At 71.4% G+C, this 14,636-nt stretch carries 7 protein-coding genes and 1 pseudogene; 3 read left to right on the top strand and 5 right to left on the bottom strand.

The genetic code is table 11. The features are described from left to right. Positions 1-350: 350 nt before the first annotated feature. The 3 genes from ABZ801_RS10955 to ABZ801_RS10945 form a co-directional block, all read right to left on the bottom strand. Positions 351-1,547 carry an FAD-dependent oxidoreductase gene (locus ABZ801_RS10955; RefSeq protein WP_360695776.1) on the bottom strand — a complete coding sequence of 399 codons (1,197 nt, stop codon included), beginning with the start codon at positions 1,545-1,547 and terminating at the stop codon, positions 351-353. A gap of 554 nt (positions 1,548-2,101) precedes the next feature. Next, positions 2,102-3,190 carry a ketoacyl-ACP synthase III gene (locus ABZ801_RS10950; protein ID WP_360695773.1) on the bottom strand — a complete coding sequence of 363 codons (1,089 nt, stop codon included), beginning with the start codon at positions 3,188-3,190 and terminating at the stop codon, positions 2,102-2,104. Then, a complete protein-coding gene (locus tag ABZ801_RS10945; protein WP_360695770.1) occupies positions 3,187-11,151 on the bottom strand; it encodes an SDR family NAD(P)-dependent oxidoreductase in 7,965 nt (2,654 codons plus the stop codon). Before ABZ801_RS10945 ends, ABZ801_RS10950 begins: the two co-directional genes overlap by 4 nt. Before the next feature lie 798 nt (positions 11,152-11,949). Here ABZ801_RS10945 and ABZ801_RS10940 point away from each other — a divergent pair. Together ABZ801_RS10940 and ABZ801_RS10935 are read left to right on the top strand one after the other, a co-directional pair. Continuing rightward, positions 11,950-12,543, top strand: a complete 594-nt coding sequence (locus ABZ801_RS10940; protein ID WP_360695767.1) for a DUF6230 family protein — start codon at positions 11,950-11,952, stop codon at positions 12,541-12,543. 12 nt (positions 12,544-12,555) lie between these two features. Then, positions 12,556-12,936 carry a DUF6114 domain-containing protein gene (locus ABZ801_RS10935; RefSeq protein ID WP_360695764.1) on the top strand — a complete coding sequence of 127 codons (381 nt, stop codon included), beginning with the start codon at positions 12,556-12,558 and terminating at the stop codon, positions 12,934-12,936. Between the two features lie 824 nt (positions 12,937-13,760). On the opposite strand, the gene ABZ801_RS10930 is transcribed toward ABZ801_RS10935, so the two are convergent. Beyond that, positions 13,761-13,892 (bottom strand): hypothetical protein, encoded by a 132-nt coding sequence (locus ABZ801_RS10930; RefSeq protein ID WP_360695761.1) that lies wholly within the window; start codon positions 13,890-13,892, stop codon positions 13,761-13,763. A gap of 149 nt (positions 13,893-14,041) precedes the next feature. Between ABZ801_RS10930 and ABZ801_RS10925 the strand changes: the two genes are divergently transcribed. Next, positions 14,042-14,515 (top strand): DUF6114 domain-containing protein, encoded by a 474-nt coding sequence (locus ABZ801_RS10925; protein WP_360697090.1) that lies wholly within the window; start codon positions 14,042-14,044, stop codon positions 14,513-14,515. A 36-nt stretch (positions 14,516-14,551) separates the two neighbouring features. Here ABZ801_RS10925 and ABZ801_RS10920 read toward each other — a convergent pair. Continuing rightward, positions 14,552-14,636 (bottom strand): annotated as a pseudogene (locus ABZ801_RS10920) (IS5/IS1182 family transposase); the annotation flags it as partial.

Genomic DNA, 14,636 nt, shown 5'->3' with positions numbered 1-14,636 from the left:
ACCCATCTCCGCACGCACCTCCGCAGTTCACTGCCATGTTTGCGGAGATGCGCCCGGCGTCGGCACCGTGGTCACCGCCCTGCTGGTGCTGCTGGCCGTGCACGCCGCCCACCGCCACCTGCCACCTCCCACACACCCGACACACCGGCACCGGCCCGGCCGGGCGCGGGTACGAGACGTAAACGGCCGCGCACGCCTGATTCGGCCGACAGTAGTCGTCACCGGAAGACCAACCACGGCCCCCGCGGCAAGGCGCCCGCTCCCCAAAGACCGGCGCCTCGCCGCACTCGACACCACTCACCTGCATCCAGCCTGCCGGTCACCCGGAAGACAACCGCAGACGCCTGCGGCTAGGCTGCCCGCTCACCGACGACCGGCGCCTCGCGGCGCTCGGCCTGCAGCAGTTCCCGGCGCTTGTCGTCCTTGACCCAGGTGAGCGAGCCGGGCTTGCGTGCCTCGGCCGCAAGATGCTTGACGGTGTACCGGCAGACGAGCTCCTTGAGCTTCGCGCCAGGCCGGCCACCGACATACAGCTTTATCGCGGTGTCGTCCTTGGAGGCGAACTGGAAGATGCCGGCGCGTCGGCCCAGGCTGATGCACTGGCCGAAGAACCCCAGGTTGATGGGCACGGGTTGCTCGGCGGCGATCCGGCTGAGCACGGTGTCGGCGGCATGCGCGCCGATCCTCGTCGCGGCCTGGCAGCTCATCCGGAACGGCAGGTCCGACGGTGCCGCAGCGTCTCCGGCCGCGATGATGCGCGCGTCGTCCACGCTGGTCAGCGTCTCGTCGGTGAGCAGACGCCCCAAGGCGTCGGTGCTCAGCCCGCTGCGCCCGGCCAGGTCCGGCACGCCGAATCCGGCGGTCCAGATGGTCACCGCGCTCGGAAGCGTGCGGCCGTCACCGAGCCGCACGGCGTCGCGCGTCACGGCCGTCACCTTCGCGTCGGGACCTTCGAGCACGGTCACACCGAGCTTGGCCAGCCGCCCGGCGACCGAGCGCCGGCCCCGAGGATGCAGGTACGGGCCCAGCACTCCGCCGCAGACCAGGGTCACCCGGCGGCCCTGTTCTGCCAGCTCGGCGGCGGTCTCGATGCCGGTCGGACCGGCTCCGACCACCGTCACCGCGTCCGTCGCGGACGCGGCGCCGACGACCGCCCGCAGCCGCTGCGCCTCCTCCAGGGTGGCGATCGGGTAGGCGAACTCCGCCGCCCCGGGCACCCGCGGATCGGCGCTGCCACTGCCCACCGCGTAGATCAGGTAGTCGTAACCGACCGTGCCACCACCCGCCAACACCACATTGCGTCCGGCCGCGTCGATCCGGGTCACGGTGTCCACCACCAGCCGGACTCTTTCGGCCAGGACCTCCCGGTAGTCGACGACCGCGTCGTGGGACCCGCCCACCAGTTGGTGCAGGCGGATCCGCTCCACGAAGTTCGGACGCGGGTTGATCAGGGTCACCGCCACGTCGTCGCGCTGCGTCAGGCGATTGGCCGCCATGACGCCGGCGTATCCCCCGCCGACCACGACGACTTCAGTGTTCCCGGTCATGGTGTCTCCTCCCGTTCCAAGGGTTCGCCCTCAAGACACCGCCTGCTCGATCCTTGTGACAGTGAGACAGCTCACTCCCCAGCCCCTGCTGAGCTTCGCCCCCCGCAGTTCCCTGATCCCCTCCGCCCATCTCCCGAACGCACCCCAGGCACGCCGCCGCGAGGGCATGGACGCGGACATGCGGATGGCATGCGGCGCACGATGGACGAAGTACCACACGCGGACGAAACGGGGACGGCGCGGCGCAGCACCGCACGTCGCGCACAACTCACGGCGGCACCCAGCACCGACAGACCCGCAGCAAACCGGCTGGGACAGGCAGACACACGCCGCCACGCGTGACCTGAATGCTTCGCCGCGGCATGGATGCGGGCAGGCGGGGGGACGCTCGGCACAGATCGTGCGCCAAGCGGCATGCGCGCCGGGCAGCGGGCGCGGCCAGCGGCTCATGCTGCTCGTTGTGCGTGGCGGGCTGTGGACTTGGCGGGGGTGGGGAGATCCGCGGTGTTGTGCGGGAGTGGGGGTGGCTTGGGTTGTTGCGGAGTTGGGGGGGGTTACCAGCGGGCGATGAGGAGGCCGGCGCTGAAGCCGCTGGCTACGCCGAGGAGGGCCACCAGGTCGCCGCGGCGGAGGCGGCCGGACTGGACGGCCATCGCCAGTTGCACGGGAAGCGTGGCGGCGACCATGTTGCCGTGCTGGGAGATGGTGACGATGACCTTGCCGGTCGGGATTCCCATGGTTTCGCACTGCTTCCACAGAACTGAGAGAGACGCCTGGTGGACGCAGACGACGGCGAAGTCGTCCCAGGTCAGCCCGTGTTCGGCGAGGCCCTTGTGGACGATGGCCGGGTCGATGCTCTTCAGGCCGTGCAGCAGCTTCACCGAGTCGATGGTGAGCGGCCCAAGGCTCGGCAGGCCCGTTGAGAGGTCGTTGGTCATGTCGTGCAGCGGTACGACTGACGCGTCCCAGTCGGCGGACTGGGCGACGAAACGGTGTGCGATCACGCCCGGGGTCGGGCTCGCCTCCAGCAGCAGGGCGGCGCCCGCGTCCGAGACCGTGAAGGCGGCGGCGACGGTGTAGAACTCCGCGGCGTCCTTGAGGGTCCAGGGGGTGACGGCGGTGGGCAGCTCGCCGCAGCAGACGACGATCCGTCCATAGTGTTGGTGGCGGATGAGGGAGTCGGCCACCTCCATGGCGTTCAGAACGCTGTTGCACGCGTTGCGCACGTCGAAGACTGGGCATGAGGCGCCGAGCTTGGCCGCGACGATGTGCCCGGTGGCGGGCTCGATGACGTCGACGCAGACCCCGGCGTAGATGATCAGGCCGATGTCGCCGGGCTGCAGGTCGGCGTCGCGCAGCAGTGATCTGACGGCCCGGACCGCAAGGTCGGACGGCTTGTCGTCGGCCGAGGCGACGTGGCGGCGCCGGACGCCGCTGCCCTCGTAGATCAGTCCGCGCGGCAGTTCCAGGTCGGGGTTGCGCTCGGCGAGCCGGTCTTCCACCTGCGCGGTCGTCAGGGTCGTGTCCGGCAGGTGGGCGGCGACCCCGGCCAGCCGGGTGTACGGCGTGCTGATGACGGGTCCTCCTCGGTCTGGCAGGGATCGCTGCGTGGCCGCTGGTTCGGCATCGACAGGCCTGGTCATGACGGTGCGGCGGAGGTGGACGCCCCGTCATCGCCTTGATCGTCGTCCGCAGGGCGGGGTTCGGGGATCGTCGCCTCTTCCCTTGTCCCAGCGGCCGCGTCGCTCGGCTGCTGGAACGCCTTGTCGAGGGTGGAGTTCGCGCAAGGCCGGGACGACGCGTCAGGCAGCGCGTTCACGGCGGACCGGGCGGGCGCGTCGGCGGATGGCGGCCGCTCTGCAGTGGGGGCGGCGACGCTGGCCTGGGGCGGCGTGCCGGATGGCCCGGTTGCGGGGGGCGTCTGCCGTAAGGCCGTGTCTGGGGTGGGGGTGGGGAGAGGTTGGCGCGAGCTTTCAAACGTCGGCGGCGTGTCGGCGGTTGGTGGAGACATCGCCGTGGTGGTGCTGGGGTGTGGTGGCGTGGTGGATGGTCGTGTTGTGGGGGTTGCCGGGCGTGGGGTGGTATCGGGGATGGCGGGCAGGCCCAAGCGGAGGAGGATGGTCTGGGTGATGCCGTTCACCGTGCCGCCGCTGCGGATGAGTTCCATGGGCGGGATGTCGATGCCGTAGCGCTGCTGGACGGAGGTCAGCAGGTCGGCGGCCATGAGGGAGTCCATGCCGTACTCGTCGAGTTGCGTGTCGGCGGAGATCTGGTCGGCGGGGAGCAGCAGGACGTCCGCCAGTTGCCTGGTGACCTGTTCCGCGATGAAGGCGTGGGCCTGCTCGGGGCTCATCTCGGCCAGGACCTCCAGGTCGCTCTGGCCGGGGGCCTGCTGTTCGCTGCCCGGAGGCAGCACCAGCGACAGCAGCGGGCCGTGCAGGCTCGGCAGGATCTGGCGGAGCCGTCCCCAGTTGCAGCGGCCGACCATGGTGACGTCGCTGCCCTCGGCGAGCATGTCCTCCAGGGCGAGGAGGGCCTGGCCGGGTGGCATGGGCGCGATGCCGAGCTTGGCCAGTGCCTGCCGCTGGGTGCCGACGGCCAGGACGCCGGTGTCGGCCAGCGCCCCCAGGCTGATCGCCACGGCGGGACGGCCGTCGCGGCGCCGGCGCCGGGCCAGGGCCTCCAGGAACAGGTTGGCGGCGACGTAGGGAGCCTGGCGGATGTTGCCCACGGTGGTGATGGACGAGCACAGGACGAACAGGTCCAGGGGCCGGTCGCGGGTCAGTTCGTCCAGCACCATCGCTCCGGCGACCTTGGGGTGCAGGACGGCGGCGAAGCGGGTGTCGTCGAGGTCGGCGAGCAGTTCGTCGTCCAGGTGCATGGCCGCGTGCACGACGCCGCGGAGCGGGTGGCCGTCGGCGTCCAGCTTGTCCAGGATTCCGCGCATGGCGTCGATGTCGGCGGCGTCGGCGGTATGGGCGTGGGCGGTGGCTCCCAGGCGTTCCAGCTCGGTGAGCAGGGCGGGCGCTCCGGGGGTGGCGGCGCCGCGGCGTCCGACGAGTGCCAGGTGACGGGCGCCGTGCCGGGCGAGCCAGCGGGCGATCTCGGCGCCGAAGCCGCTCAGGCCGCCGGTGACCAGGTAGGTGCCGTCCGGGTCGAGGCGTGGCGGGCGGCGCCGTGGTTCGACGCCGGCGGGGGCGTCCGCCGGGTCGCAGGAGATGGTGATCTTGCCGATGTGCCGGGAGTGGCGCATCAGGGCGAACGCGTCCGCGACCCGCGAGGCCGGGTACACGGTGTGCGGCATCGACTCGCCCTCGCCGGACAGCAGGTCGATGTAGCCGGGGTCCACGGCCGCCAGTTCGGGGTCCTTCCACATCAGCGTGCCGACGTCCAGGACGAACAGGGAGATGTTGTCGGCCAGGGCGCGCAGGAGCAGGGGCTTGTTCTCGAAGACGTCGCGTTTGCCCAGTTCGACGAACCGGCCGCCGTGCCGCAGGCTTTCCAGGCCGCGCGTGATGGCCTCCCCCGCGAGGGAGTTCAGGATGACGTCGACGCCGCGGCCGCCGGTCAGGTCACTGATCTGCTCGGCGAAACGCAGGCTGCGCGAGTCCAAAACGTGCTCGACGCCCACGGCGCGCAGGAGGTCGCGCTTGGCCGGGGTCCCGGCGGTGGCGATCACCTGGGCGCCGCGCAGGCGGGCGTAGTGCAGCGCGGCGAACCCGACGCCGCCGGCGCCGCCGTGAACGAGCACGGTCTCGCCCGGCTGGAGGCGGGCCAGCCGCACCAGCGCGTGGTACACGGTGCCGAGGGCCAGCGGGAGGGCGGCCGCCTCGGCGAACGTCATCCGCGGCGGGATGGCGCGGGTCGCCCACGTCTCGGCCACCGCGTGGCTGGTGAATCCGACCGGGCCCGACGCCATGACCCGGTCACCGGGGACGAACTCCGAGACGTCCGGCCCGACGGCGGTGACGATGCCCGCGCACTCCAGGCCCAGTTCGTGGCCGCCGAAGACGGCCTCGATGGCCTCGCTGGGCAGCAGGTTGACCGCGCGCATCACGTCGCGGTAGTTCAGCCCCAGCGCCCGTGTCTCGATCAGCACCTGGCCCGGCCCGGGCTCGGGCATCGGCGTCTGCTCCCACACGAGGGTGGACGACAGGCCGGGTTCGCGGACTTTCAGCCGGTACGCGCCGCCGGCGCGGCGGACGGGCAGACGCTCGCCGATCTTCACCAGCCGCGGCACGAACCGCCCGTTGGGGGTGAGGACGACCTCGTCGTCCTCGCCGGGGTGCAGCAGTTCAGGGGCCAGCCGGGCGGCGTCGCGGGCCGGGTCGCCCGTGGGGTGCAGGGAAAGGCGCCGTACGGCCAGGTGCGGGTGTTCGTTGTCGAGGGTGCGCGCCGTCCCCCAGGTCGCCGCGTCCTCTGGGTGGACGGAGGCGTTGGGCAGGTTCGGTTCCGGTAGCGCTCCGCATGGGCGCGTCACCAGCCACAGGCGGACGTCCCGGTCGTCGGGCAGTTGCTCGGCGGCGAGCGCGATGGCACGCAGCGCCGCGGCGCGACGTGTGATCAGCTCTACGGTGGCGTCCGGGCGCGAATCGGCGGTGCTCCCCAGGGCGAGCACGAAGGTGATGGACGAGGCGTCGGCCGGTACCTGGGCGAGCCAGTGCTGTGGATCGTCCCGGAGCGTGGTTCGGCGGACCTGCGCCCCACGTTCGTCCAGCAGCGCGCCGAGCGCCTCGGTCAGGGCCTGCCCGCCTTCCTCCGCCGCGATGAGCCATGTTCCGGTGGCGTGTTGGACGTGCGGCTCCGGCTCCACGTCGGCAAGGCCGCGCAAGGCCTCCGCGTTTTCGACCGCCGGGGCTTCGCGTGTGGTGCGTGCGGGGGTTCGGGGAGCGGCGGCGAGGAGGACGGAGAAGTCGCTGCGGGCGGGTTCGTGGTCGTCGCCGGTCAGGACGGTGTCGGTGAACCCGGCCTCGGAGAGCAGCCTCGGCCACCGCTCGCGGGGCAGCAGCGGCGAGCGGGGACGGACGTCGCGGTCGGTGGCCGTCCAGAAGTCGGGGAGCAGGCCGAGGAAGGGCAGCAGCGTGGCGGGACGGTGTGGCTCGGCGGCCAGCAGCAGTCCGCCCGGGGACAGGACGCGGGTCAGGCGGCGCAGCGTGGCGGTCAGATCCGCGGCCAGGTGCAGGACGTCGGCGGCCACCACCAGGTCGAAGCCGCCCGGATCGCAGCCCTGCTCGACGGGGTCGCGGTTCAGGTCGAGAGTGCCGACGTCCACGAAGTCATGTCCGGCGGCGCGTTGCCGCAGGCGGGCCAGGGACGCCTCGGCGACGTCGGTGACCAGGTAGCGGGTGCGGTCGGCGGGCAGCACCGGCAGCAGCGTGGCCGTGGTGCCGCCCGTACCGGCGCCGACCTCCAGGACGCGCAGCGGGCGGTCGGCGGGCCACCGCCGGACAATCCGCTCGACCAGCGCGCGGATGATCCGGTTGGTGAACGAGCTGATCGGGCCGATGTCATGGACCTGTTCGAGCAGTTCCTGTCCGCCGCCGCCGGTGAGCACGTCGGCGGCGGTGCAACGGCCGCCGAGCAGTTCGGTGAGGCGCCGTCCCGCACGTACGGTCAGGGCGGTTTGGGCGACGAAGGAGGCGCCCCCGGCGATCAGCTCGCGGTGCAGGCCCGCGACGTCGCGCCGTGGCGGCGGCAGGCGCACGCCGTCGTCGTCGTGGTGCAGCAGGCCGTGGCGTTCCAGCAGCGGTACGGCCATGCGCAGCATGTCGCGGTGGTGCGGCTCCCGGCAGGTCCGCAGCAGGTCGTCCATGGTGAGGGGGCCGGCGCGGCCGCTGGTCAGGGTGGCAAGCGCGTCCGCCAGGGAGTGGGCGAACGTCTCCTCGAGCTTGGACGTGTAGGACGGGTAGTCCAGCTCGTGCCAGGCCGTGCGCAGGGCGGCGATGTCCGCGGCCGCCTCCTCGACGAGTTCGCGGGGGCCGGGCAGCGGCCATGGGGTGACGCCGGGGGCGCCGGTTCGCGGCGCGGCCCGCAGTTCCAGCCGGTAGCGCGCCACGGCGGTGGCCTGGGAGACGGGCACGCGGCGCAACCGGCAGCGTTCGACCTCCACGGCCACGTTGCCTTCGGTGTCGGTGATGGTGAGGTCCCAGCACACCTCGTCGGCGCCGCTGGAACGCTCGCGCACGTACAGGAGCCCCTCGGCCTTGGGCCTCCCCCACACCCGCACCGCGCCTATCGCCGCGGGCATGTAGGCCGTCCCCGAACGCATGCCCTCCACCAGCCACCACACTCCGGCCTGCAACGCGCTGTCGAACAGCACCGGATGCACCTGGTAGGCCTCGTCCCGCTGGGACGGGCAGGAGTAGGCGCCCAGAATCTCGCCGCCGTCCCCACTCCACAGCTCCGTCAGGACCTGGAAGTGGGGGCCCCACTCCATGTGCCCTTCCGCGGCCTTCGCGTAGTAGTCGGCCACGTCGACGTAGACGCCCGTGCGTTCTCGTATCGCGGCGACGTCCAACCGTGGGGGCGTGGGACGCAGCAGGGGCCGCACACGGGCGCGGAAGTTCTCGCGGGGCTGCTGCCACTGCCGGTCTGTGCTGGCCACGGTGAGGACGCCGGTGTCCGTGGACAGGGACGTCTGGACGCACAACAGGTCGGCGTCGGCCGCCATCGGCACCACCATGGCCCGGCTGATGTCGACCCTGTCGACCTCCACCGCCTCGGCCGTCTCCGGCAACGCCGACCGTCCGGCGGCGATCGCCATCTCCACGTACGCGGCGGCGGGCATGACGACCAGCCCGCCGAGGCGATGGTCGGGCACCCACGGCATGACGGACGTCTCGACCTGCCCGTGCCAGGTGGGTTCCAGCACCGGCTGCCGTTCACCGAGGAGCGGATGCCGGACGACTCCGTCGCCGATCCGGCGCGCCCAGGTCTGCGGCCGTCCGATCCAGTGCCGTTCCCGCTGCCAGGGGTAGGCGGGCAGGTCGCGCACCGCGCCGCGCCCGGGGAAGTGGCGGTCCCAGTCCAGCCGTGCCCCCGCCGCGATCAGTTCCGCCGTCACGTGGCGCAGACCGGCCGGACCCGGCTCGTCCCGGCGCAGCGTGCCCACCACGGCCGCGCGCGCCTGGGGCGTCCTGCCTGTGAGGCGTCGCAGATAGGTGCGGAGCACGGGATGCGGGCCCACTTCCACGAGCACGTCGAACCCGTCGTCCAGCACTCGTTGGACGGCGGCGGCGAACCGGACCGGGTGGCGGACGTTGCGCCACCAGTACCCCGCGTCCAGCTCAGGCCCGTTCAGCGGCTCACCCGTCACGGTGGATACCAGCGGGATGCGCGCACGACCGGGCGCGACGCCGTCCAGCCCCTGACGCAACGGTTCCTGGACCTTCTCCATCGCGGAGCTGTGGAACGGGTAGTCGAGATCCAGCTCCCGGAAGAAGACGTCCTGCTCGCCCAGATGCTCACCCAGTCGGCGGAGGGCGTCGGACGGCCCCGCCACCGTGACGTCCCGGTCGGAGTTGACCGCCGCGACCTCCACGCCGGGAAACAGCGGCAGCGTCTGCCGGATCCGCTGCTCCGACAGCCCGACCGCCGCCATCCGCCCCATGCCCCGCGTCGCCGACTGCGCCCGCCCCCGCTCGGCGATGACCTGTGCCGCCTGCCCCAACGTGAGGGCGCCCGCGGTGTAGGCGGCGGCCACCTCCCCCACGCTGTGCCCGAGCACCACGCCCGGACGGACGCCCGCCGCCTGCAGCATCTTCACCACCCCGACCTGCACGGCGAACAGCAGAGGCTGGGCGACCTCCGTCTGCGACAACCGCCACCGCTCCGGCGGCAGTTGCAGCTCCTCCAGCACGGACCAGCCCAGCCGCGGGGTCAACTCGACGTCCACCACCTGGATCGCCGCCCGGAACACTTCGTCGTCCAGCAGGTCGGCCCCCATCCCCGCCCACTGCGACCCATTGCCGGAGAACACGAACGCCACGCGGCCCGTCGCCACCGCCGTCCCCACGGCCGTGGGGAGGCCGCGGGGATCGCCTTGCGGCTCCGCCAGGGCACGCAGCCCTCTGGCTGCCGTCACGGGTGAGGAGGCGAGCACGACGGCGCGATGACGGTGGAGGCCACGGCGGCGGGTCGCGGTGTAGGCGACGTCGTAGAAATCGCGTTCGTCGACCGCGTCCAGGTGCGCGGCCGCCCGGTCGAGTGCGTCACGCAACGCTTCCTGGGTACGGGCGGACACCACGAACGGGAGGTCCCGTGGGGGTTGGGGATGCTGTGGCGGACACTCCTTCGTTACGGGCGGAGGGGCCAGCACCACGTGCGCGTTGGCGCCACCGAACCCGAACGAGTTGATGCCGACGACCGAACGCTCGTCCACCACGGGCAGTCGTATCACCTGCGAGGCGACCCGCAGGTTCAGGCCGTCGAAGTCGATGTCGGGATTGGGCCGCTCGGCGTGCAGCGAGGCCGGGATCGTCCGGTGCCGGAGCACCAGCAGCGCCTTGCACAGGCCCGCCATTCCCGAGGCGGGCTCCAGGTGCCCGAGATTGGACTTCACCGACCCGATCGGCAACGGCTCGCCCGTACGCCGCCGGCCGAGCGCCCCGCCGAGCGCCCGGCATTCGATCGGGTCGCCGACCGGGGTGCCCGTGCCATGCGCCTCCACGTACACGACGTCATCGGGATCGACGCCGGACTCGTCGTACACCTGCCGCAGCAGCGCCTCCTGGGCCTCCGCGCTCGGCATCGCCAGCCCCACGGTGCGGCCGTCGCAGTTGGTGCCCGCCCCGACGATCACCGCGTGGATCCGGTCGCCGTCGGCCAGGGCGTCGGCCAGCCGCTTGAGCACCACCACCCCGCCGCCCTCGGCCCGCACGTACCCGTCGCCGTCGGCGGAGAAGGCCCGGCAGCGCCCGGTCGGCGACAACATCGACGCCTGGCTGAACCCCACATAGGCCCCCGGGCTCAGCAGCACGTTGACGCCGCCGGCCAGCATCATCCGGCCGGTGCCGTCCACCAGCGCCCGATAGGCCCGCTCGACCGCCACCAGCGACGAGGAGCACGCCGTGTCCACGCTCATGCTGGGTCCGCGCAGGTCGAAGAAGTACGACAACCGGTTCGCCGCGATCGACAGCGCGCTTCCGCTCATCGAGTACGGCCCCATGCCGCGCGGTTCCAGAGCCTGCAGCACGCCGTACGCAGGATCGGAGACGCCGACGAACACCCCCGTGTCCGTCCCGGCCAGCCGCTCGGGATCGATGCCCGCGTCGTCCAGCGCCTCCACCGCCATCTCCAGCAGCAACCGCTGCTGCGGGTCCATCGACGCGGCCTCCTTCGGGGAGATGCCGAAGGAGGCGGCGTCGAAACCGCTGACGTCTCCGAGGAAGCCACCCGCCCGGGTGTAGCTGTGGTCCACCCGCGGCCTGCTCTCGTCGACGAACCACTCGGCCTGGAAGCGGTCCGACGGCATCTCCCCCACGAGGTCCGCCTTCTGCTCCAGGGCCGTCCACAGCCCATCCAAGTCGGTGATGCCGCCCGGCAGCCGACACCCGACCCCCACCACGGCCACCGCCTGCCCGGACCGCCTCCGCCCGTCACCCATGCGCCGTCCCTCCCGCCGCGGAACCATCGATCACCACCGACAGCCGTGCTGCCCACCCCCACCCTTGATCACACCAAGTAATCAAGAGATTGCAAACAGTAGGTAAGGCACCTCTGCCGCCTCAGAAGTTCCATGTCGCCTCAGCGGCACATCCACCCCCCGCCGACCGATGGGCAGCGGCACGCGAAGATCGGGGCACAACTGTCGCCCCCCGGCCCCTGCAACCACCGAAGGGCGCCGGCAGTGGCCACCGCCAGCGGTCGGCGACACGTTGGACTCGCATCTGATCGACGCCGGGCACCGGCGAGCGGGCGCGCGGGCGCACCCACCCCCGCACACCAGACGGCCAACAAACACGGCGCAGGCGATGGCGGGGCCGAGTCGTCCGACATGGGCTCTTGGTGTTGCGGCGGCAGTCGTAGACGCGACGTCCGACTCGTCGGCGGCTACGGCCTCTGATTCGAGTTCCACGCCGACTACGTGGCCGGTGTGTCTCGTCTGTGCGCCCCCAAGGGCGCGACAGGTCACGACTCACGCGAATTCAACATCTTGCACGTTCTGTAGTCATATGATTACCAGATCGAACTACTGGCGGGAGATGCTTGTGATCGAGCGTGTAGTCAATGAGCTCGCACCACCCACGGGCGCCACCCCCACGCCCCCGCCACCGCAGGTTCCGAAGAGCTGGGCACGCTGCCGCAGGCGCGAGCACAGCGAGACGACGCGGCTGGTGAGGTCAGTCACGCACCCCCGGCAACTGTGCGGCAGCAGCAAGGCCGGCGACCGCGGGGAACAGATATGACCCGCGGACGGTTCAGCTGGCGGCGTTTCGCCGTGGTGCTGGTGCCTTCCCTGTTGGCCCTCGTCATGCTTGCCGTGGGCATGGCCGACGGAAGCGTACCGGCGTCGTTCGCCGTTTCCGGACGGCAGATGAAGGTGTCGGCCGACGAACTGTCGGGGCAAGGGTTCGGCCTGGCTCCCGCCAATGTGCGTTCGCTTAACGGACGCCCCCATCCGGTGATGATGCTGACGATGCGTTCAGCGCGTATTCGCGGGCTGTGCCAGTCGGCAGGCGTGGACACGCCTCTCGGACGGTACGTCGTCAAGCTCCAGGCGCGCGCCCCTGAGCGTCCGACGCTGGTCGACAACCTGCAGATTTCGGCGACGAACATCGATGCCGACGTGAACTTCCGCGGGCTCGCGGTCAACCAGGACGCCAGTGCGTTGCGGTCGGTGTCAGGGGCAGGCGGCAGACCCGGCGACTACGGATTGGGCGCCCAGTGGTTCACGATCCGGGACGTCAAGGCCGACGCGTGGCTGGTGACAGGGGGTTCCTTCCGAATGGACGGGTTGCGGGCGGCGATCGGCCGTGGCGTCCCAGAGTGCTTCTGAAGGCTGTCGCTGATGCGCGTCCTCTCTCGAACGCGGTCCTGGACGGCACGACGACCGTTCGTCGCGGGTTGCCTGCTGATAGCGGCGGGCATGGAAATCGCGATCGTTCCGGTGGCCGGAACCGGGCTGGTCGTCCATACCGGTGTCGGCGGCCATGCCGCTTTCCTTCTGGGAGCCTTCCTCGCGGCAATGGGCGTGACGTTGTGGTGCGCCCCGGAGCAACGGCTCATCATCGCGGTCCTGGCCGTGACAGCCGCGCTCGCCGCCTTCGTGATGGCGAACCTGGGCGGCTTCCTCCTCGGCTCACTGCTGGCAATCACCGGCGCGTCTTTCGGCTACGCCTGGACAGAACCCCCGCCCACTACCCGGCCGTCAGACGAGGAGGTCGGATAAAGGCCAGGCAGCCGACGCCTGGCGTGACATCTTGCCAAGGCCGTGCAGCGTGCGTGGCTTCCGCGCCACCGGTAAGGCCCGGCCCGGCTGACGTGAAGGTCGTGGCGGGCGTCGAGTCGTCCGGAGCGTCTCCGGCGGCAACGGCCCGGCCGCCGGGCAGTGCTGCGAGCCCTCAGCGATAAGCACCCCGACCATGCGCGGACAGGAAAGGTAGCCGGATGAGCCCATGGCGCACTGCACGCTGGAAATTGTCGCTCGTCGCCGTTTTCGCGGTGGCGGTCTGTGGGGAGGCATGTGTCCCTGGCGGATCTGGTGGCCGCGAGCCGGCGGGTCCAAGCCGCGGAGATGATGTCGGCGATGCGTCGAACTGCCCACACCGCGATGCCTACTGTCCCTTCTCTGGTGCTGGAGTGAGTTGGCCGGAGCGGCCGGCTGTTTCCCCCTCCGGGAGGTTCCGGCTGGAGGTGGTGCGCGCCTCACCCCCGAATGACTGGCGTTTCCAGATCGTGGATGTGCGGACTGGACGAGCAGTGCTCGCTGACGCGCCTGCCCTGGACGGCGGCCTCGGCCTGGTGGTCGCGTGGGGGCCGAGAACACCCGACACGGTGTGGGTGACCAGGCCCCAGGTGAGCCGTTGGCGCCTTGCGGCCGGGCCTGGACGATGGGTCGCGGAGCAGCCATCGCCCCACGAACGACTTCCCCAGGTGGTCAGTGGAACATTGGCTAGCGACCGCTAATGAGCACTCAGCGAAAGTGACGGCTGCGGCAGGCTCCCCAAGCCAAAGCCCCGGAGAGCCGCCCTGACGACGCACCCTTGGATGTCCCTACGAGGCGCGGCTGGAGGGCGTCAACGACACCACGCTGCTGGCCACGTGCGAGCCGGCGCGGGTGGCCGAGCTGTCGGCGGCGGCGCCGGAGCTGATGGCCGACCTGCGCGCGGTGCGGCTGCCGGACATGAACGAGCCGCGTGTGCGCGCGGGCCTGCTGGCGTTGCTGGCCGAGGAGCGGCGGCGGCTGGGCCCGGACGCCTGGGAGGTCGTGCACCGTGACCTGGGCGGGCTGCGCGGCCGGGGGCGGCTGACGGGGGCGCGGCTGGTGGAGACCTATCTGGACCGCGCCGTCACCCGTCCGTGCTGCTGCTGCGCGGGACGCGGGCGGGAGCCGCCCCTGGCCTGCCGATCGCCGCAGGCGTGGAAACAGCTGTCGTCCCTGTGGTCGGCGCAGGAGTCATCATCCACACCGGCCTCGGTGGCTATGCCGCTTACTACGGGGAACGTTCTTGGCCGCTATGGGCGTGGCGTTCTGGTTCGGCGTCGAGCAGCGTCTCATCATCGCCGTCTTATCGGTGACCGCCGCACTGGCCGCTTTCGTCCTGGCCAACCTCGGCGGCTTCCTTCTTGGCTCGCTCCTAGCGAGTGTCGGTGCCTGCCTCGGCTGCGACTGGATCGAACGCGCTCCTTCTACTTCAGCGTCCGGCGGTGATTGGTCGGTTCGACGCCTAGGGCTGTTTCCACGGGACTTCATCGGCTCGCTAGTCTCAGGGGATGACCACGGCAGAGCGGCTCACCGCCGTCGATGAAATGCTCGCTCTTCCTTTTCCGTCTAAGACGTCGTCTCATTTGGTGAGTCGGCGGTGGCAGATCAGGGCGGCGGCGATGCCGGCGAAGGCCAGGAAGTGCTCAGCCTTGCGTTCGTAGCGG

The sequence above is a fragment of the Actinomadura sp. NPDC047616 genome, from assembly GCF_040642915.1.
In the GTDB taxonomy this organism is placed as follows: Bacteria; Actinomycetota; Actinomycetes; order Streptosporangiales; family Streptosporangiaceae; genus Spirillospora; species Spirillospora miaoliensis.
Note: the sequence above shows the minus strand (reverse complement) of the source record. Positions and strands in the feature narration are given on the sequence as shown.